Below are 19105 nucleotides of genomic sequence, written 5' to 3'. Positions count from 1 at the left end.
TTTTTTTTATGTTCTAATTTTAAAACAACTAAATTTTAAATTCTAATATTGTTTTTTTAATAATTTCAACACAATCTAACAATTGTTCTTTATTCATAACCAATGGCGGCGCAAAACGAATAATATTTCCGTGTGTTGGTTTTGCTAACAATCCATTATCTCTTAATTTTATACAAATATCCCAAGCTGTAGAACTCTTTTCGGTATCATTAATTAAAATAGCATTTAATAATCCTTTACCGCGTACAGAGTTTACTAAATCACTAGATTCAACTAATTTTTGTATTTCAGTTCTAAAAAGAGCTCCTAAAACTTCAGAATTTTCAGCTAATTTTTCATCTCTTACAACTTCTAAAGCAGCAATTGCAACAGCACAAGCCAACGGATTACCACCAAAAGTAGATCCATGTTGACCAGGTTTAATAACATTCATAATTTCAGTATTCGAAAAGACTGCTGAAACCGGATATACACCTCCACTTAAAGCTTTTCCCAAAATTAAAATATCTGGTGTTACATTTTCATGATTTACAGCTAACAATTTACCTGTTCTAGCCACACCTGTTTGCACTTCATCAGCAATAAAAAGTACTTTGTATTTTTCGCATAAAGCTTTTGCTTTAGCTAAATAACCTTTAGAAGGCACATAAACTCCTGCTTCACCCTGAATTGGCTCTACTAAAAAACCAGCAACGTTTTTAGTGGTTTTTAATGTATTTTCTAAAGCTTCTAAATTATCATATTCAATTTTTATAAATCCTGCAGTAAACGGACCAAAGTTTTTACGTGCATCCTCATCATTAGAAAAAGAAATAATTGTTGTTGTACGTCCGTGAAAATTATTTTTACAAACTATAATTTGTGCTTCATTTTCTGGAATTCCTTTTTTCTCGTAGGCATATTTTCTACATAATTTAATAGCCGTTTCAACAGCTTCTGCACCAGTATTCATTGGTAATACTTTTTCAAAACCAAAATACTGAGTTACATATTTTTCGTAATTACCCAATATATCATTATAAAATGCACGCGATGTTAGTGTTAATTTACTCGCTTGTTGAGTTAAAGCATTAATAATTGTAGGGTGACAATGCCCTTGGTTAACTGCCGAGTAAGCAGATAAAAAATCGTAATACTTTTTTCCTTCTACATCCCAAACATATACACCTTCTCCTCTACTTAAAACTACTGGTAACGGATGGTAATTGTGTGCTCCATATTGGTTTTCGAAATCAATTGCTTGTTGTGATGTTAATTTTTCTGAAATCATCTCAATAAAATTCTAAATTAAAAATTATCAATTCCTCATTTAAGGAGAGAAATCATCCTAATTTAATCGCAAATTACAAAATATCTACTGATATTTTCAGCACTTCATTAAACAAAACCCAAAACAGAATAAAAATGTTATAAAAATCACATTTGGTTAAAAATATTTGAATAAATTTGTTACGATCATATTTAAACAAAAAAAAATGAAAAAATCGGTTTTAGCATTAGGTTTAGTTGCTGCAATATTTACAAGTTGTGGTGATAAAAAGAAAGAAGAAGTAAAAAAAGAAGTTGAAACAAAAGTAGAAGCAGTACAAGAAAAAGTAGCTGATGCTGTTGATAACATTGCTTTAGGTAAGCAATTATTTACAGATAAAACGTGTACAACTTGTCACCAAGCAGATACTAAAGTTATTGGTCCTTCTATAAAAGAAATTGTAAAAGTTTATAACGAAAAAGAAGGAAACCTTGTTAAATTCTTAAAAGGAGAATCTCCTGCAATTGTTGATACTGATCCAGGTCAAGTAGCTATTATGAAAGCTAACTTAGATGGTTTTGTAAAAGACTTAACTGGCGACGAATTAGCTGCACTTGCTGCATATATGAGAAGTGTAAAATAATACACCCAACAATTTAATTAAAAGCATCTCTTTTAGAGGTGCTTTTTTTGTGCTAAAATATTACATTTGCAACATGGCAAGAAGAAAGAAACAACTTATTTTTGAAAACATAGAAGTTATAGACGCTGGAGCAAGAGGTAAAACTATTGCTAAAGCCCCAGACGGACGTGTTATTTTTTTAACAAATACCGTTCCTGGAGATGTTGTTGACATTAGAACTGGTAAAAAAAGAAAAGCTTATTTTGAAGGAACTGCAATAAAATTTCATAAATATTCCGATAAAAGAACAACACCTGTTTGCGAACATTTTGAACATTGTGGTGGTTGCAAATGGCAAAACATGGACTATAAACACCAATTAACCTACAAAGAAAATGAAGTTATAAACAATCTTGTACGTATTGGACATTTAGACTTGCCCGAAGTAACTCCTATTTTAGGCTGTGAAAAAACCTACTTCTATAGAAATAAAATGGAATTTTCTTTTTCTAACAGCCGTTGGCTAACCTTAGATGAAATAAACTCTGACGAAGAAATTGACAACAGAAATGCTTGTGGATTTCATATTTCTGGTATGTGGGATAAAATTTTAGATGTTTCCAAATGTCATTTACAAGAAGACCCTTCTAATGATATACGTAATTTTATTAAAAATTATGGAATAGAAAACGGATTAGAATTTTACAATCCTAGAGAGCAATCTGGTTTATTACGTACCCTTATGTTACGTATTTCTTCAACTGGTGAAATTATGGTTGTAATTCAATTTTTTAAAGAAGATACCGAAAAACGCATCGGTTTATTAAATGCTTTATCTGAAAAATTTACTCAAATTACATCATTACAATATGTAATTAACAGTAAAGGAAACGACACTTTATACGATCAAAACATTCAATTATTTAAAGGAAGAGATCATATTTTTGAAGAAATGGAAGGTTTAAAATTTAAAATTGGGCCAAAATCATTTTATCAAACAAACTCTACACAAGCTTACGAATTGTATAAAATTACAAGAAATTTTGCTAATTTAACTGGCAATGAAGTTGTTTACGATTTTTATACAGGAACCGGAACCATTGCTCAATTTGTGTCAAAAAAAGCTAAAAAAATAATAGGTGTAGAATCTGTACCTGAAGCCATTGAAGATGCTAAACTAAATGCACAATTAAATAACATAGAAAACGTTGAGTTTTATGCAGGTGATATGAAAGATGTATTTAACGACAGTTTTATAAACAAACATGGGCAACCAGATGTTATTATTACAGATCCACCAAGAGATGGGATGCATAAAAATGTTGTGGCTAAAATTTTAGAAATAGCACCAAAACGTATTGTTTATGTTAGCTGTAACTCTGCTACGCAAGCAAGAGATTTAAGTTTAATGAAAGAACAATACACAATAATTAAAACACAAGCAGTAGATATGTTTCCGCAAACACATCATGTAGAAAATGTAGTTCTTTTAGAATTAAAATAATTATGAAAAAATATATTACAATAATAATTTTAGCAATCATCTTAGTTGTAAGTTGTGAAAAAGATGATATTTGTTTGGAAAACACAACTCCAAATTTAGTGCTAAAATTTTATGATTTTGAAAATGACACACTCACAAAAACCATTTTAATTGATTCTTTAAGAGCTATAAATTATGAACTACTTGAAGATTATACCAATACAACCCTAGATTCAGTTTCTCTTCAATTAGATTTAAACGCATACAAAACTGCATACCAAATTGCATCTGCAGGAACATTAGATACTATATACTTTAGTTATGATAGAAACGATGTTTTTGTCTCAAGATCTTGTGGTTACAAAGCAGTTTTCGAAAACTTAACCATAGACAGTTTAACCAACAATTGGATTAAATCATATCATATTAATAACACAATTATTGACAATGACACAACGGCACATATTAATATTTATCATTAGTATTTTAATTCAATTTACTGCATACGCTCAAGAACAGGAAACTGATAAAGAAAAAATACAAGAACAAGAAATAGAAATAGTTCCAGATTCTCTAAAAACTAAAGTTAGTTATGGAATTAGAGTTGGTGTAGACATTAGCAAACCAATTATTTCTTTTTTAGAAGAAGATACCAAAGGATTTGAAATAACTGGTGATTTACGCCTTTCAGACAATATCTATGCTGCTGCAGAATTAGGTTTTGAAGACGTTCTAAAAACCGAAGATTATTTAAATTACACTACAAAAGGATCATTTATTAAACTTGGTGCCAATTTTAATGCTTATGAAAACTGGAAAGGAATGGATAACCAAATTTATGTAGGTGCACGCTATGGTTTCAGCTTTTTTGAACAAACATTAAATAGCTATACCCCAAATATGTCTGGCACCTACTTTATTACAGATCCAATTGAAGCAGGTACCAATTTTAAAGATTTAAATGCACATTGGTTAGAGTTTTTATTTGGAATGAAAGTAGAAACTTTTAAAAACCTATATTTAGGAATGCAGTTTAGTGTTAAAAAAATGATTACTACCAAAGAGCCTAATAATTTTAAAAACCTATACATTCCAGGTTTTAATAGAGTTTTCTCTAATGACTTAGGTGTTGGTTTTAATTATACTATAAGTTATAATATTCCCCTTCTCAATAAGTTTAAATAATTTTATTATTTTTAAGAAATAATAATTTTAAACAATAAATCGATATTTATTATAAAAGCATTTAGTACACTTAAATTTAAGTTAATATACTACAGCTAAACAACAATACTATCACATGAAAAATATACCAAGTGTAGATTTATCAGACTTTTTATCTGGTGATTCCAAGAAAAAGGAAAAATTTATAAAGGAAATTGGTGAAGCTTATGAAGAAATTGGATTTGTAGCTTTAAAAGGTCATTTTTTATCAGAAGAGCTTACAAATAACCTATACAAAGAAGTAAAAAGTTTTTTTGAACTTAGCGAAGCTACTAAAGAATCGTATACTATTGAAGGAATTGGTGGACAACGTGGATATACTTCTTTTGGCAAAGAAAGTGCTAAAGGAAAAACAGTAGGAGATTTAAAAGAATTTTGGCACTTTGGACAAGAAGTGGTTGGTAATGAAAAATTAAAAGCAGCATATCCCGAAAATGTAATTGTTAAAGAAGTTCCGAACTTTAATAAAGTTGGAATGGAAGCTTATAAAAATTTAGAAAAGACAGCAATATATGTTTTAAGAGCACTTTCTTTATACATTGGTTTAGACGAATTTTATTTCGACAAATATGTCATAAATGGAAATAGTATTTTACGACCAATCCACTACCCTCCTATTCAAGGTGAACCTAAAGGAGCTGTTAGAGCTGCAGCACATGGCGATATTAATTTAATAACATTACTAATGGGTGCATCGGCATCTGGTTTAGAAGTTCAAAACAAACAAGGAAAATGGATTCCTGTTACTGCTTTACCAGAGCAATTAGTAATAAATGTAGGAGATATGTTAGAGCGTCTTACAAATAATAAATTACGTTCAACAATACATAGAGTTGTAAATCCTCCAAGAGAAGAATGGGGAAACTCACGTTATTCTATTCCATTTTTCACACATCCAATAAGTGAAATGTCATTAAATTGCTTACCAGAATGCATTAATGAATTACGCCCAAAAGTATATGATGATATTACTGCTGGTGAGTTTTTAACGGAACGTTTAAAAGATTTAGGCTTAATAAAATGATTTCAAAAAAAGTAATTTCCTTTTTCACATTTGGTGTATTTTTAATTATTGCTGGTGTAATATTAAAATTCACAAAAAACCCTCAATCAAATTTAGTTATGGCCATTGGTTTAGTTTTTGAACTTTTTGCTGCCTTACTTTTTATTTGGAATAAACTTAAAAAATAAATCTAATTTCAGTAAATTTACATCTATAATTTCAGTATTTAAAATGGGAAAAAAGAAAATAAATAGTCTTGAAGATTTAGGTGGTTTTGTATTTTCAACAAATGAAAATTTTGAGTATGAAAATAATGAAAACACAGAAACCTTACCTGCTAACAAACAATTTTTAGAAGCACATTTCTCTAACAAAGGAAGAGGCGGAAAAACAGTTACCGTTATTACTGGCTTTAAAGGTTTAGATAGCGACTTAAAAGCTTTAGGTAAATTACTTAAAACCAAATGCGGTGTTGGTGGTAGCGTAAAAGACAACGAAATTATAATTCAAGGTAATTACCGAGATAAAATAATGCAGATTCTTAAAAAAGAAGGATATAACATAAAACGCGTTGGCGGATAACTTATGAATAAAATAGCAGACTCAGAATTAATTTTAAATCCAGATGGTAGTGTTTACCATTTAAATTTAAAACCAGAAAATATTGCAAATACTATAATTTTTGTTGGAGATCAAAATAGAGTTCCAAAAATCACAAAACATTTCGATTCTATAGAATTTGAAACCCAAAAAAGAGAATTTAGAACAATTACAGGTGTTTATAAAGATATTAGAATGTCTGTAATATCTACAGGAATTGGTCCAGACAATATAGATATTGTTATGAATGAATTGGATGCGCTAGTTAATATAGATTTAGAAACTAGAACTGTAAAAAAAGAACTTACACAATTAAATATTGTTAGAATTGGTACTTCTGGTTCTTTACAAAAAGACATTCCGGTAGATAGCTTTGTACTAGCAAAATACGGGTTAGGTTTTGATGGTATGTTACTTTCTTACGATTGTGACCATGTATTAGAAGCAGATTTTGAAGAAGCTTTTATAAAACATACTAATTGGAGTGAAAGAAAATCTAGACCTTATATTGTTAAAAACAGTAGCACTTTAGAAAAAAAACTTTTAAGCGATAAAACGTTTGCAGGTGTAACAGCAACAGCTGGTGGATTTTACGGACCACAAGGAAGAGTTTTAAGATTACAAATTCAAGACCCAAAACTAAATAGTAAAATTGACAACTTTAACTATAAAGGAGTAAAAATAACAAATTTAGAAATGGAAACTTCGGCAATTTATGGATTGTCTAAATTATTGGGGCACAATGCTTGTTCTATGAATGCAATAATTGCCAATAGAGCCAATGGAACTTTTAGTAAAAACCCTTATAAACCTGTAGAAGAATTAATAATTTATACGCTAGATAAACTTAGCTCTTAATTTTTTTGTATATTTCATCTTTTAAAACTCATTAAACCCCTTTTAAAATGAAAAAAATAATTACCCCTTTATTGGCAATCATTTTTGTATTGCTTTTATGTACATCCTGCGGATCTTCAAAAGGTTGCGGATTAACATCTGATAATTCAAAAATAACACTCCCTACTTCAGAAAATAACAGTATAGCAGAAGCTAGGTAAATTAAGATTTATATAATAAGTAGTTTATTAATTTTATAGAGCTCATACTTTAAAAAAATAAACTACTTATTTTTACCTTAAAAAACTAAAAAACAACTCTTTACATTTAAAAACACCACCAAATTCAACTTTTAAAATAACTATTTTGAATAGAATAATAGAAACAGAGAGACTCTATTTAAGAACATTAAATGTAAATGACGCAAAATCTTTTTATTTATTAAACCTAGATAAAGCAGTTTTAAAATATACTGGAGACAAACCATTTGATTCTATTGAAAGCGCTAAAAATTTTCTAGAAAACTACGACCAATACCATAAATATGGCTGCGGAAGATGGGCTGTAATTAACAAAGAAAATGAAGAATTTATTGGCTGGTGCGGCATTAAATTTACAGCAACTAAAAATGAATACGATATTGGTTTTCGATTTTTTAAAAAACATTGGAATAAAGGCTACGCTACAGAAGCTGCTAAATCTTGTATTGAATATGGTATAAATACCCTTAAATTAAAAGAAATTGTTGGAAGAGCTTTAAAAGAAAACCTAGCTTCTATTAAAGTACTTAAAAAAATTGGACTCATTTATTATCAAGAACTTGATTTTGAAAGAAATAACTGGGTAATTTATAAAACAAAGTAAAAACTAGATTCACCATACTGGTTCTAAACTTATTACTAAACTATTTTTTAAATCTAACATTTTTTATCTGTTTGTTAACAATATTCCCTTTTATAAACCATAATAAATTGTATTTTTACAACTTAAAATAACTCTATATTCTTTTATGGGAAAAATTATTGCAATTGCCAACCAAAAAGGTGGTGTTGGTAAAACTACTACTACTGTAAATTTAGCCGCAGCTCTAGGAGTATTAGAAAAAAAAGTACTATTAATTGATGCCGATCCACAAGCTAATGCATCTTCTGGATTAGGTATTATTGTTGACGAAGTTGAAGTTGGAACCTACCAACTACTAGAACATGCTGCATCTGCAAAAGATGCAATTCTTCCAACAAATTCGCCCAATGTTTCAATAATACCTGCACATATAGATTTAGTTGCAATAGAAATTGAATTGGTTGATAAAGATCACCGAGAGTTTATGCTAAAAGAAGTTTTAGAAGAAGTTAAAAACGACTATGATTATATTCTTATAGACTGTGCTCCTTCTCTAGGATTAATTACTTTAAATGCATTGGTAGCTGCAAATTCTGTAGTTATACCTATACAATGTGAATATTTTGCTTTAGAAGGTTTAGGTAAATTATTAAATACTATAAAAAGTATTCAAAAATTACACAATCCAGAATTAGATATTGAAGGCTTACTATTAACTATGTACGATTCTCGTTTACGATTATCTAACCAAGTAGTTGATGAAGTAAAAAAACACTTTCAGGATATGGTATTTAAAACCATTATACAAAGAAATGTAAGGCTAAGTGAGGCTCCAAGTTATGGTGAAAGTATAATAGCTTATGATGCAACAAGTAAAGGTGCCGTAAATTATATTAACTTAGCAAACGAAATTTTAAAACAACACGCTAAATAAAAGAAATGGCAAAAGCACTAAAAAAACAAGCACTTGGAAGAGGTTTATCTGCCTTGTTAAAAGAAAATACGGCTAATGTTAATTCAGCTAATGATGAAAATGCAGATAAAGTTGTTGGTAGTATTATTGAAATAGAATTAGAATCTATTGAAGTAAATCCTTTTCAACCAAGAAGTTATTTTAATGAAGAGGCATTACGTGAATTAGCTAGTTCTATTAAAGAACTAGGCGTTATTCAACCAATTACAGTTAGAAAACTTGGAAACGAAAAATTTCAATTAGTATCTGGAGAACGTAGATTTAGAGCTTCAAAATTAATTGGAAACAAAACAATACCTGCCTATATTAGATTGGCAAACGACCAAGAAATGCTTGAAATGGCATTGGTTGAAAACATTCAAAGAAAAGATTTAGACCCTATTGAAGTTGCTTTATCTTACCAACGTTTAATCGATGAAATTGATTTAACACAAGAAGAAATGAGTCAACGTGTAGGTAAAAAACGTTCTACAATTACAAATTACTTGCGTTTATTAAAATTAGACCCAATAATTCAAACGGGAATGCGAGATGGTTTTTTATCTATGGGACACGGTAGAGCCCTTATAAATATTGAAAATACTGAAGAACAATTAGCTATTTATGAAAAAATATTAGCTGAGAAATTATCTGTTAGACAAACAGAGCAAGTTGTTAAAGAACTTAAAAGTGGTGTTGAAAAACCAAAAAAAACAACTACTAAAACTAATGAGACTCCAAAATTTGTAGCTAAAGGATTAAAAACGTTTAGCGAATACTTTGGACATAAAATTGACGTTAAACTATCTGGGGCTGATAAAGGAAAAATAGTAATTCCTTTTCACTCTGAAGAAGATTTTAACCGAATAAAAAAATTATTGGAATAGTGCCGTATAAAAAGTCTTACATTTTATTAGTTCTTAGTTTACTAGTTACCATTAATTCCTTTTCACAAGAAGAAGAAATAATAGTAAAAGCAAAAGATACTATCTATACCTCGCCAAACGAGTTTGATATGCTATCTCCTGCCAAAGCAGCATTTTACTCTGCAATTCTTCCTGGTTTAGGACAAGCGTACAATAAAAAATATTGGAAAATTCCATTTGTTTATGCTGCTCTTGGAACTGGTGTTTATTTTTATGATTTAAATAATACTAATTACAATAGAGCACGAACTGCTTATAAATTAAGATTAGATAATAAACCAAACGAATTTGACGGTGAAGGTGATCATATTTATTTATCAGACGACGCATTAACCAGAGCTCAAGAATCATATAAAAAAGATAGAGACTTGTCTATTTTAGTAACTGTTGGCATCTATGTTTTACAAATTCTTGAAGCGAGTACAAATGCACATTTATTACAGCATAACGTTGATAATAATCTAACCATATCCCCTCAAATTATTAAAGATGCAACAAGTAATAAATCTGTAGTTGTAGCATCGTTAAATTTTAAATTTTAAGAATAAAACGAGCATGTTAAACAGTTTATCACAGTGCAAAACAATTAAATTACCTACTATAAATTTAGGTAGTAAACTGTGCATGACCGTAAAAAAACAATAAAAAAACACATGAAAATAGCTTTATTAGGTTATGGCAGAATGGGTAAAACAATTGAAAAAATTGCTTTACAAAGAGGACATACAATAGTATTAAAAGTTGATGAAAACACTAAAGAATACGATATCAAAATTGCCGATATTGCAATAGACTTTAGTATTCCATCTGTTGCTTTTAATAATATTTCAAATTGTTTAAATAACAATATTCCTGTAATTAGTGGAACCACTGGTTGGTTAGATAAATACCCTGCTATTACAGAACTTTGCAAGCAAAAAAATGGTGCTTTTATCTACGCTTCAAATTTTAGTTTAGGTGTAAATATCTTTTTTGAATTAAACGAACAACTTGCTAAAATGATGCATCAATTAAACCAATATGATGTAACATTAGAAGAAATTCATCATACAAAAAAATTAGATGCTCCTAGTGGAACAGCAATTACACTTGCTGAAGGAGTTATTAAACATACCAACAAAGAAAGTTGGAACTTAAATGTAACAAATAACGATTCTCAAATACCTATAGTTGCAAAACGTATAGATGATGTTCCCGGAACACATACCGTTGCTTATAATTCAGAAGTAGATACTATTGAAATTAAACATACCGCCCATAATAGAAGTGGCTTTGCTTTAGGAGCCGTAATTGCAGCAGAATGGTTATATGGTAAAACTGGTATTTTTACAATGAAAGATGTTTTGGGTTTAAAATAATATAAAATAGTTTATTATGACAATGATTGAGTGGTTTTTCTTTTTTCTAATTGTACAAGTTATTCACTTTTTAGGAACTTGGAAATTATATAAAAAAGCAGGTAGAAAATCTTGGGAAGCAATTATTCCTATTTACAATGCAATAATTTTAATGAAAATTATTAAAAGACCTACTTGGTGGGTACTTTTATTATTTATTCCAATAATAAACTTATTAATGTTCCCTGTTATTTGGGTTGAAACCGTTAGAAGCTTTGGAAAATATAAAACTTTAGACTCAATACTTGCTGTAGTAACACTTGGTTTTTATAGTTTTTACTTAAACTATATAGAAAATGTTACATATGTAGAAGACAGAAGCTTAAAATCAAGAACTGAACTTGGCGAATGGGTTAGTTCTATTGTATTTGCTATTATTGCAGCAACACTAGTGCATACTTATATTATGCAACCTTATACAATACCAACTTCTTCATTAGAAAAATCGTTGTTAGTTGGTGACTTTCTTTTTGTAAGTAAATTTCATTACGGAGCAAGAACACCTATGACTACCATTGCTGCCCCAATGGTACATGATTCTTTACCTATTATTGGTACAAAATCGTATTTACAAAAACCTCAATTACCATATTTTAGACTCCCTGGTTTTCAAGATATTAAACGTAATGAAATTGTTGTTTTTAGTTGGCCTGTTGATACGGTACAACGTTTTTTTGACACCTCAAACATTCATGTTAAAAAACCAATCGATAAAAAATCGAATTATGTAAAACGTGCTGTTGGTATTCCAGGAGATTCATTAGAAATTAGACAAGGTTACATTTATATAAACGGTAAAAAAACAGTATTACCAGATAGAGCAAAAACACAATACATGCACAAAGTTGTAACTAATGGTCAGCAATTAAGTGCTGCAACTTTAAAAAGGTATGATGTAACTGAAGGACGTAATTTTGGAGATTATTACAACCTTAATTTAACCGATGAAAATGCTGCTAAACTTAAAAACAATCCGCTTATAAAAAGTGTAACTAAAGAGTTAACACCAGCAGGAAATTATAATTCTAGAGTTTTCCCGCATAGTCCACAATACCCTTGGTCTGACGATAATTATGGCCCAATTTACATTCCTAAAGCAGGAAAAACTGTTGCTTTAAATTCTAAATCACTACCATTTTATAAAAGAATTATTGAAGTTTACGAAAACAATAATTTAACAGTAAATGGAGATGAAATTTTTATCAATGGTAAAAAAGCTACTGAATACACTTTTAAACAAGATTATTATTGGATGATGGGAGATAACCGTCATAATTCTGAAGATGCCCGTTATTGGGGTTATGTACCTTTTGACCATGTAGTTGGTAAACCTGTATTTATTTGGTTTAGTTGGGACACTAATGGAAATGGTATTTCCGAAAAAATTAGATGGGATCGCCTATTTACAACTGTACATGGTTCTGGAGAACCTGTATCGTACTTATACCATTTTTTAGCTGTACTGGCTATTTGGTTTGGTTATAGCGCTTACAGAAAACGTAAAAAAGAAGAAAAAGAAAATCAGATTTAATATCGATTTAGAGTAGTTTTTAACATACAGAATTTAGATATCAGATGCAAATGTTATTGCTTCAACCAACATATTTTGCTCCAATTATTCAATATGTAGCTATTTCAAAAAACAATAATATTTGTTTTGAATTTGAAGATAATTTTCAAAAACAAACCTATAGAAACAGATGTTATATTTATACTGCAGATGGTAAACATTTATTAAATGTACCTATACAACATAATAAAGGCGTGAAACAAAAAACAAAAGATGTAAAAATTGATTATAAAGACGATTGGAACAAGCTTCATTTAAAAACTTTAACAACAGCTTATAATTCATCACCCTTTTTTGAATTTTACATTGATGATTTATTACCAATATTTAATAAAAAACACACATTTTTATTAGATTTAAACCTGTTGAGTCATCAATTTATTATGGAAGCCCTACAGCTAGAAATCACCACAACTAAAACTGATGAATTTTTAATAGAAACTCCTTTAAAAGACTTTAGAAACCTCGCAATTTCTAAAAAAGAACCTCAATACAATTTAGAAAGATACATTCAAGTTTTTGAACAAAATCACGGATTTATTTCTAACCTTAGTATTTTAGATTTACTTTTTATGGAAGGCCCAAATGCTTTAAATTATCTAGAATCTCAAAATTTAAATCTATAAATATTGGAAATTATACGATTTATTATTCACTATGGAATGCATTTTATAGTGCCCGGCATTATAGCTTTTCTCTTTTTTAAAAACAGTTGGAAAAAAGTGTGGTTTATATTTATTTTAACTATGTCAATAGATTTAGATCATCTTCTTGCTACTCCAATTTTTGAAGCCAATAGATGTAGCATAAATTTCCATCCTCTACATTCATATTATGCAATAGGTATTTACTGTTTATTATTAATCCCTACAAAAACAAGAATTGTTGCTATTGGATTACTTTTTCATATTGTTACAGACTCTATAGACTGCCTTTGGATTCATTAAAATTATTTTTTTATAATTTTTAAGAAAAAATAACACTTAATTTCGTAACTTTAATAATTATTACTCCTATTTATTTACATATTCTAAATTAATTAGATATATCATATCTTTCAAACCCCTTTTATTTTTAAAATTTGTAGATATAATTAAACCATAATCTAAATGAATATTATTAAAAATATTGGTTATTTTTTGATAGTGCTTTTATTAGGCAGTTCATTATTTTATTATCTACGCTTTATAAATACCAATCAATCATTTAAAATAGTTAATTTTAAAAACTTACAAAATGGAGATCTTATTTTACGATGTGGAAAATCTACCGGAAGTTATTTAGTTCACTTAGCAGACAAGACTTCAGAATATACACATATCGGAATTATAGCAATTGAAAAAGGAACTCCTTATGTAATTCATGCAGTCCCTCATAAAAATAACACTTTAAAAAAAGAAACTTTTAAAAAATTTTTAAACCCTAAAAAGGCTTCTTCATACGCTGTTTATAGATCAACTTTTAATGCTAAAACTCTTAGCAAGGTAGTAAATGAAGCCCAAAAATTCTATTTAAAAAAATGCACTTTTGATAATGAATACAACTTAAACACAGATAATAAACTCTATTGTACAGAACTTATATTAAAAGCATTCAAAAATGCAGGAATTACCCTAAATATAAAAGAAAGAGAATTAAAATTTGTTGTTGGTACACATGCTATAATATTCCCTTCAGAGTTCACTAAAAAACCAATATTTAATAGAATAATTTAATTTAAAAAAAGTAATTATGAAACATTTAAAATTAGCATCGGCACTCTTATTAACAATCGTTTTATTTAGTGTAAGTTCCTGTGGAAGTGGCACTTCACCCGGAGATACCATAAAAAAAGCTTATGATTTAATGAAAGCTAAAGATTTTGAAAAAGTAACCACTCTTTATGTTACTGGAGAAGGTAAAAAGTTCTCTGAAGAAGAAGCTAAAAAAATGGAAGGTCTATTTGGAATGGCTGCAAAAGAAGAATTTGATAATAAAGATGGCTTAAAAAATATTGTAATAGATAATGAAACTATTGCAGAAGATGGCAATAGCGCTAGAGTAGATTATACAGTTAACTTTAAAAATGGTGATTCTGAAAAAGAAAACGCTAAACTTATTAAAATAGATGGTAAATGGTTTATTAAAGTATAAATAAAAAAGGCTGTTTTAAAAGTGAAATTATCATCAACCTGAAAAAAGTTCAGCCTGACGTCGGTTTTCAATAGTTTTTGAAACAGCCTTTTTTATAATTATCTAATTAATTTTTTATATTTAATACGTTTAGGCATTAAATCTCCACCTAATCGTTTTTTCTTGTTCTCTTCATAATCTGAGAAAGAACCTTCAAAGAAATATACTTGAGAATCTCCTTCAAAAGCTAAAATATGCGTACAAATTCTATCTAAAAACCAACGGTCGTGACTAATAACAACAGCACAACCCGCAAAGTTTTCTAAACCTTCTTCCAACGCACGCAATGTATTAACATCTAAATCGTTAGTAGGCTCATCTAATAACAAAACATTTCCTTCTTCACGCAATGTCATTGCTAAATGCAACCTATTACGCTCTCCACCAGACAACATACTTACTTTTTTGTTCTGATCACTTCCTGAAAAATTAAAACGACTTAAATATGCGCGAGAATTTACTTGTTTCCCTCCCATTAAAATTAATTCTTGTTCTTCAGAAAAGTTTTGCCAAATTGTTTTTTCAGGATCAATATTTGAATGACTTTGATCTACATATGCAATTTTTGCAGTATCACCAACTACAAATTCACCTTTATCTGGAGCTAATTCATCCATTATCATTTTAAAAATAGTGGTTTTACCAGCACCATTAGGACCAATAATACCTACAATACCAGCTTGGGGTAAATTAAAATTCAAATCTTCATATAACAACTTATCTCCAAATGCTTTTGAAACCCCTTTTGCTTCAATAACATTAGTACCTAAACGCTGACCATTTGGAATGTATATTTCTAATTTCTCATCTAACTGATTTTGATCTTGCCTCATTAATTTGTCGTAATTCTTCAAACGTGCTTTTTGCTTAGTTTGACGTCCTTTTACTCCTTGGCGAACCCATTCTAACTCACGTTCTAAGGTTTTTTGACGTTTAGAAGCCTGTTTAGATTCTTGAGCCAATCGTTTCGATTTTTGATCTAACCAAGAAGAATAATTACCTTTCCAAGGAATACCTTCTCCTCTATCCAATTCTAAAATCCAACCAGCAACATTATCTAAGAAATATCTATCATGCGTTACTGCAATAACAGTTCCTTTATATTGTTGTAAATGATGCTCTAACCAATGTACAGATTCAGCATCTAAGTGGTTGGTTGGCTCATCTAATAAAAGCACATCTGGCTCTTGTAATAGCAATCTACACAATGCAACTCTTCTTCGCTCACCACCTGAAAGATTCTTAATTGGCGTATCACCATCTGGAGTACGTAAAGCATCCATTGCTATTTCTAGTTTGGTATCTAACTCCCACGCATTTGCAGCATCAATTTTATCTTGTAAAATGGCTTGTTGTGCCATTAATTTTTCCATTTTATCAGCATCAGAATACACTTCTTCCAAGCCAAACATGTCGTTTATCTTATTGTATTCATCTAACACTGCAACAGTTTCAGCAACTCCTTCTTTTACAATATCAATAACTGTTTTAGAATCATCTAATTTAGGCTCTTGAGATAAAAAACCAACAGAATATCCTGGAGCAAAAACAACATCTCCTTGATAGTTTTTTTCAATTCCAGCAATAATCTTCAATAAAGTAGATTTTCCTGAACCATTTAAACCTAAAATTCCAATTTTAGCTCCATAAAAAAAGCTTAAATAAATATCTTTTAAAACTGGTTTATTTGCACCTTGATAGGTTTTAGACAAACCAGACATTGAAAAGATTACTTTCTTATCATCTGACATATTTATAATATAATTTTAATTGTTTATTGTACTTGGTTATTAATTTAAAATAAGAATTTAATAAGCACACACTTAAATTTTGCATATATTTTATAGCAAAACAATAGTATACACCTATAACTATTTATTAAACTCGTCCTTTTAAAGCATTAAAAACCCAAGCAATTGCAAAAAAACCAATTCCTACAGAGGCAAATCCCCAACCTGCAACTTCATTGTATCTAAATGCACCTAAAGCTATTAAAGCTAAACCAACTATTAACATAATTGCTGTAGCCCAAGCTAATACAGTATTTTTATTCATTTTTTTGTGTATTTAATTAAATTACTTTAAAAAAATTATTAAAAGCAAATATCGTAAATTAAAAATGAATTGCATAAAAAAAAGACGTTTATACCTTATTGTTCAATCAATTTTAGTGTTAAATAAAAATTAAAATTTAATTTTCACTATTAGCACATTATGTACTTCTAAAAAGATATTTTTTTTATTTTAGCCGTTTTATAAAACTATAAATTATTAATAAGTTGTAAATGAAACATAAAACGTATAAAAATTTTATAAAAAAAATAATTCCAATACTATACTCTTTATGTGTTTTTATAGTTTTATCAATCGCCATTTACAATTATTCTAATTATACAAAAGGGCAATGGGAAAAAGATGAACGCTCTAACTTAATGGATTTATTAGCCAGTAAAAAATCCAATTTAGAAAAAGCTCTATATTCCAGAATCTATTATACACGTGGTGTAGCCGCATACGTAAGCTTAAACCCTTCAATATCTAACAATGAATTTTCTGAACTTGCTAAGGAATACATAAAACAAGACTCTGTAATTAGTACTATGGCTTTGTCTAAAAATTGTATTTTAAATGCTATTTATCCATATGAAGGACACGAATCTGCTATGGGCTTAAACTTATTAGCTCATCCTGAAAGAAAAGAAATTGTTGAAAAAACCATTAAAACTGAATTAACTTTTATTGCTGGACCAGTTGAATTAATTGAGGGTGGTACTGCATTTATAAGTTACACTCCCATATTTGATAAACTTAATAATAATTCATTTTGGGGAATTACAGACATTGTTATAAAAGAAGAAAACTTAATTAAAGAAGCAAATATAAATTTAGAAGAAAACGGATTTAAATTTGCTTTAAGAGGAACTGATGGAACTGGTAAAAATGGGCCTGTTTTTTGGGGAGATGCATCTATTTTTGAAAACGATCCTATATCTATTGACGTTAATTTACCTATAGGAAATTGGGTTTTAGCTGCCACTCCAGTTAATGGATGGAATTCGTATCTTGATCAAGATAAAACAATTTTATACATTTTATTTATTAGCACCTTTATTATTAGTATTTTAATTTGGTTTATTTCCAAAACACTTTTAAAGATTAAACAAAATGAACGAAAAATGGTTGCCATTTTTAAATCTATCGATAGTTTAATTGTTGAATTTAATAAAGATGGAGATTATTTAACTGTAAATTACAGCAATAAAGATTTACTATATAAACCTCAAAAAGATTTAATAGGTAAAAATGTAAGTACAATTTTTGAACCCGAACTGGCCAAGTCATTTAAAAATGCTATTACAAAATGTCTTAAAAGTAAAGAACTAGTAATTCTCGAGTATCCATTAGTTATTAATAATAATAAAATGTGGTTTTCTGCTAGAGTCACCTATAAAACAGCCGATACTGTAATTCTGAATGCTTATGATATTACGGATAATAAATCAAAAGAAGAAGAACTTAAAACTTTAAATAAAATAAAGGACCAATTTTTTTCTATAATTGCACACGACCTTAAAAACCCTGCAGGTACACAAAAATCTTTAATTAATTTATTAGTAGATCGTTTTGACACAATGGATATTAATAAGCAAAAAACAATGCTTAAAACCATTCAAAAATCATCTGATCATTTATATATTTTATTAGAAGACCTCTTAAATTGGTCTATGTCTCAATCAAAAAAAATAATTGCTAAAAAAATAAAATTCAACATTATAACACACAATAAAGAACTCTTTTCACAATTAGAAAACCAAGCGAACTTAAAAGAGATAACCTTTATAAATACAATAGATCCTGAAAATGCCAATGTTATTGGAGATCCAGATTTAACCTCAATTATAATACGTAATTTAGTTTCAAATGCTTTAAAATTTACAGAACGAAATAAAAAAGTTGAAATTAGTTCTGAAATAATTAATTACAATCAAAAACAATACTTTCAACTAAATATTACTGATACAGGTATTGGAATTTCATCTGAAAAAATAGAAGACCTTTTTAAAATAGAAAAAACCCAATCTAATCCTGGAACAGAAAATGAAAAAGGATCTGGATTAGGTTTATTATTATGTAAAGAGTTTATTGAAAAACAAGGCGGTAAAATTACTATTGAAAGTCAAATAGGCGTAGGTAGTAAATTTTCAATTTTACTACCTACGGAGTAAT

At 28.9% G+C, this 19105-nt stretch carries 23 protein-coding genes; 20 read left to right on the top strand and 3 right to left on the bottom strand.

What is annotated here, in order from left to right:
* Positions 1 to 28: 28 nt before the first annotated feature.
* The gene (rocD, locus tag MKD41_RS02210; RefSeq protein WP_240243820.1) at positions 29 to 1270 is read right to left on the bottom strand and encodes an ornithine--oxo-acid transaminase; all 1242 of its coding nucleotides are present in this window, start codon (positions 1268 to 1270) and stop codon (positions 29 to 31) included.
* A gap of 205 nt (positions 1271 to 1475) precedes the next feature.
* On the opposite strand from rocD, the gene MKD41_RS02205 reads away from it, so the two are divergent.
* From MKD41_RS02205 to MKD41_RS02115, 19 genes are all read left to right on the top strand, one after another.
* Positions 1476 to 1892: a c-type cytochrome gene (locus tag MKD41_RS02205; protein WP_240243819.1), complete on the top strand. Its 417-nt coding sequence runs from the start codon at positions 1476 to 1478 to the stop codon at positions 1890 to 1892.
* Between the two features lie 73 nt (positions 1893 to 1965).
* Positions 1966 to 3375 carry a 23S rRNA (uracil(1939)-C(5))-methyltransferase RlmD gene (gene rlmD, locus MKD41_RS02200; RefSeq protein WP_240243818.1) on the top strand — a complete coding sequence of 470 codons (1410 nt, stop codon included), beginning with the start codon at positions 1966 to 1968 and terminating at the stop codon, positions 3373 to 3375.
* A 2-nt stretch (positions 3376 to 3377) separates the two neighbouring features.
* Positions 3378 to 3836 (top strand): DUF6452 family protein, encoded by a 459-nt coding sequence (locus MKD41_RS02195; protein ID WP_240243817.1) that lies wholly within the window; start codon positions 3378 to 3380, stop codon positions 3834 to 3836.
* A complete protein-coding gene (locus MKD41_RS02190; RefSeq protein ID WP_240243816.1) occupies positions 3802 to 4539 on the top strand; it encodes a DUF6048 family protein in 738 nt (245 codons plus the stop codon). The genes MKD41_RS02195 and MKD41_RS02190 overlap by 35 nt, the downstream gene beginning before the upstream one ends.
* Before the next feature lie 115 nt (positions 4540 to 4654).
* Entirely contained in the window at positions 4655 to 5602 is a 948-nt protein-coding gene (locus MKD41_RS02185; RefSeq protein ID WP_240243815.1) for an isopenicillin N synthase family dioxygenase, read from the top strand.
* The gene (locus tag MKD41_RS02180; protein WP_240243814.1) at positions 5599 to 5769 is read left to right on the top strand and encodes a hypothetical protein; all 171 of its coding nucleotides are present in this window, start codon (positions 5599 to 5601) and stop codon (positions 5767 to 5769) included. The genes MKD41_RS02185 and MKD41_RS02180 overlap by 4 nt, the downstream gene beginning before the upstream one ends.
* Before the next feature lie 43 nt (positions 5770 to 5812).
* Positions 5813 to 6163, top strand: coding sequence for a translation initiation factor (locus tag MKD41_RS02175; protein ID WP_240243813.1), 351 nt, complete (start codon positions 5813 to 5815; stop codon positions 6161 to 6163).
* 3 nt (positions 6164 to 6166) lie between these two features.
* Complete coding sequence (locus MKD41_RS02170; protein ID WP_240243812.1) at positions 6167 to 7039, top strand: nucleoside phosphorylase; 873 nt, start codon at positions 6167 to 6169, stop codon at positions 7037 to 7039.
* A gap of 47 nt (positions 7040 to 7086) precedes the next feature.
* The gene (locus MKD41_RS02165) at positions 7087 to 7239 is read left to right on the top strand and encodes a hypothetical protein (protein WP_240243811.1); all 153 of its coding nucleotides are present in this window, start codon (positions 7087 to 7089) and stop codon (positions 7237 to 7239) included.
* Between the two features lie 145 nt (positions 7240 to 7384).
* Complete coding sequence (locus tag MKD41_RS02160) at positions 7385 to 7882, top strand: GNAT family N-acetyltransferase (RefSeq protein ID WP_240243810.1); 498 nt, start codon at positions 7385 to 7387, stop codon at positions 7880 to 7882.
* 145 nt (positions 7883 to 8027) lie between these two features.
* Positions 8028 to 8795, top strand: a complete 768-nt coding sequence (locus MKD41_RS02155) for a ParA family protein (protein ID WP_240243809.1) — start codon at positions 8028 to 8030, stop codon at positions 8793 to 8795.
* 5 nt (positions 8796 to 8800) lie between these two features.
* A complete protein-coding gene (locus MKD41_RS02150) occupies positions 8801 to 9700 on the top strand; it encodes a ParB/RepB/Spo0J family partition protein (RefSeq protein WP_240243808.1) in 900 nt (299 codons plus the stop codon).
* Positions 9700 to 10281 (top strand): DUF5683 domain-containing protein, encoded by a 582-nt coding sequence (locus MKD41_RS02145; protein WP_240243807.1) that lies wholly within the window; start codon positions 9700 to 9702, stop codon positions 10279 to 10281. The genes MKD41_RS02150 and MKD41_RS02145 overlap by 1 nt, the downstream gene beginning before the upstream one ends.
* 111 nt (positions 10282 to 10392) lie before the next feature.
* Positions 10393 to 11097 (top strand): 4-hydroxy-tetrahydrodipicolinate reductase, encoded by a 705-nt coding sequence (dapB, locus tag MKD41_RS02140; protein WP_240243806.1) that lies wholly within the window; start codon positions 10393 to 10395, stop codon positions 11095 to 11097.
* A gap of 16 nt (positions 11098 to 11113) precedes the next feature.
* A complete protein-coding gene (gene lepB / locus MKD41_RS02135) occupies positions 11114 to 12667 on the top strand; it encodes a signal peptidase I (protein WP_240243805.1) in 1554 nt (517 codons plus the stop codon).
* 44 nt (positions 12668 to 12711) lie between these two features.
* Positions 12712 to 13332, top strand: coding sequence for a WbqC family protein (locus MKD41_RS02130; RefSeq protein WP_240243804.1), 621 nt, complete (start codon positions 12712 to 12714; stop codon positions 13330 to 13332).
* Between the two features lie 3 nt (positions 13333 to 13335).
* Positions 13336 to 13653 (top strand): DUF6122 family protein, encoded by a 318-nt coding sequence (locus tag MKD41_RS02125; protein WP_371824278.1) that lies wholly within the window; start codon positions 13336 to 13338, stop codon positions 13651 to 13653.
* Between the two features lie 162 nt (positions 13654 to 13815).
* Positions 13816 to 14421: a YiiX/YebB-like N1pC/P60 family cysteine hydrolase gene (locus tag MKD41_RS02120; RefSeq protein ID WP_240243803.1), complete on the top strand. Its 606-nt coding sequence runs from the start codon at positions 13816 to 13818 to the stop codon at positions 14419 to 14421.
* A gap of 16 nt (positions 14422 to 14437) precedes the next feature.
* Positions 14438 to 14839 carry a DUF4878 domain-containing protein gene (locus MKD41_RS02115; RefSeq protein ID WP_240243802.1) on the top strand — a complete coding sequence of 134 codons (402 nt, stop codon included), beginning with the start codon at positions 14438 to 14440 and terminating at the stop codon, positions 14837 to 14839.
* A gap of 98 nt (positions 14840 to 14937) precedes the next feature.
* Here the strand turns inward: MKD41_RS02115 and ettA are convergent, their stop codons facing one another.
* Both ettA and MKD41_RS02105 read right to left on the bottom strand, forming a co-directional pair.
* The gene (gene ettA, locus MKD41_RS02110) at positions 14938 to 16629 is read right to left on the bottom strand and encodes an energy-dependent translational throttle protein EttA (RefSeq protein ID WP_240243801.1); all 1692 of its coding nucleotides are present in this window, start codon (positions 16627 to 16629) and stop codon (positions 14938 to 14940) included.
* Positions 16630 to 16756: 127 nt separating this feature from the next.
* Entirely contained in the window at positions 16757 to 16933 is a 177-nt protein-coding gene (locus MKD41_RS02105; protein WP_240228052.1) for a CAL67264 family membrane protein, read from the bottom strand.
* A gap of 230 nt (positions 16934 to 17163) precedes the next feature.
* Between MKD41_RS02105 and MKD41_RS02100 the strand changes: the two genes are divergently transcribed.
* Entirely contained in the window at positions 17164 to 19104 is a 1941-nt protein-coding gene (locus MKD41_RS02100) for an ATP-binding protein (protein WP_240243800.1), read from the top strand.
* Position 19105 lies beyond the last annotated feature (1 nt).

The sequence above is a fragment of the Lutibacter sp. A64 genome (assembly GCF_022429565.1).
Taxonomy (GTDB): domain Bacteria; phylum Bacteroidota; class Bacteroidia; order Flavobacteriales; family Flavobacteriaceae; genus Lutibacter.
The sequence above is the reverse complement of the archived record's forward strand: the minus strand, read 5'-3'. Positions and strand labels throughout refer to the sequence as shown.

Excerpts from the sequence above, each read along its gene's own strand:
- MKD41_RS02100 (WP_240243800.1), top strand. The coding sequence starts at position 17,164 with ATGAAACATAAAACGTATAAAAATTTTATAAAAAAAATAATTCCAATA.
- MKD41_RS02105 (WP_240228052.1), bottom strand. The coding sequence starts at position 16,933 with ATGAATAAAAATACTGTATTAGCTTGGGCTACAGCAATTATGTTAATA.
- MKD41_RS02170 (WP_240243812.1), top strand. The coding sequence starts at position 6,167 with ATGAATAAAATAGCAGACTCAGAATTAATTTTAAATCCAGATGGTAGT.
- ettA (WP_240243801.1), bottom strand. The coding sequence starts at position 16,629 with ATGTCAGATGATAAGAAAGTAATCTTTTCAATGTCTGGTTTGTCTAAA.
- MKD41_RS02115 (WP_240243802.1), top strand. The coding sequence starts at position 14,438 with ATGAAACATTTAAAATTAGCATCGGCACTCTTATTAACAATCGTTTTA.
- MKD41_RS02175 (WP_240243813.1), top strand. The coding sequence starts at position 5,813 with ATGGGAAAAAAGAAAATAAATAGTCTTGAAGATTTAGGTGGTTTTGTA.
- rlmD (WP_240243818.1), top strand. The coding sequence starts at position 1,966 with ATGGCAAGAAGAAAGAAACAACTTATTTTTGAAAACATAGAAGTTATA.
- MKD41_RS02130 (WP_240243804.1), top strand. The coding sequence starts at position 12,712 with ATGCAAATGTTATTGCTTCAACCAACATATTTTGCTCCAATTATTCAA.
- MKD41_RS02185 (WP_240243815.1), top strand. The coding sequence starts at position 4,655 with ATGAAAAATATACCAAGTGTAGATTTATCAGACTTTTTATCTGGTGAT.
- MKD41_RS02150 (WP_240243808.1), top strand. The coding sequence starts at position 8,801 with ATGGCAAAAGCACTAAAAAAACAAGCACTTGGAAGAGGTTTATCTGCC.
- MKD41_RS02155 (WP_240243809.1), top strand. The coding sequence starts at position 8,028 with ATGGGAAAAATTATTGCAATTGCCAACCAAAAAGGTGGTGTTGGTAAA.
- rocD (WP_240243820.1), bottom strand. The coding sequence starts at position 1,270 with ATGATTTCAGAAAAATTAACATCACAACAAGCAATTGATTTCGAAAAC.
- MKD41_RS02195 (WP_240243817.1), top strand. The coding sequence starts at position 3,378 with ATGAAAAAATATATTACAATAATAATTTTAGCAATCATCTTAGTTGTA.
- MKD41_RS02165 (WP_240243811.1), top strand. The coding sequence starts at position 7,087 with ATGAAAAAAATAATTACCCCTTTATTGGCAATCATTTTTGTATTGCTT.
- MKD41_RS02180 (WP_240243814.1), top strand. The coding sequence starts at position 5,599 with ATGATTTCAAAAAAAGTAATTTCCTTTTTCACATTTGGTGTATTTTTA.
- MKD41_RS02190 (WP_240243816.1), top strand. The coding sequence starts at position 3,802 with ATGACACAACGGCACATATTAATATTTATCATTAGTATTTTAATTCAA.
- lepB (WP_240243805.1), top strand. The coding sequence starts at position 11,114 with ATGACAATGATTGAGTGGTTTTTCTTTTTTCTAATTGTACAAGTTATT.
- MKD41_RS02205 (WP_240243819.1), top strand. The coding sequence starts at position 1,476 with ATGAAAAAATCGGTTTTAGCATTAGGTTTAGTTGCTGCAATATTTACA.
- dapB (WP_240243806.1), top strand. The coding sequence starts at position 10,393 with ATGAAAATAGCTTTATTAGGTTATGGCAGAATGGGTAAAACAATTGAA.
- MKD41_RS02120 (WP_240243803.1), top strand. The coding sequence starts at position 13,816 with ATGAATATTATTAAAAATATTGGTTATTTTTTGATAGTGCTTTTATTA.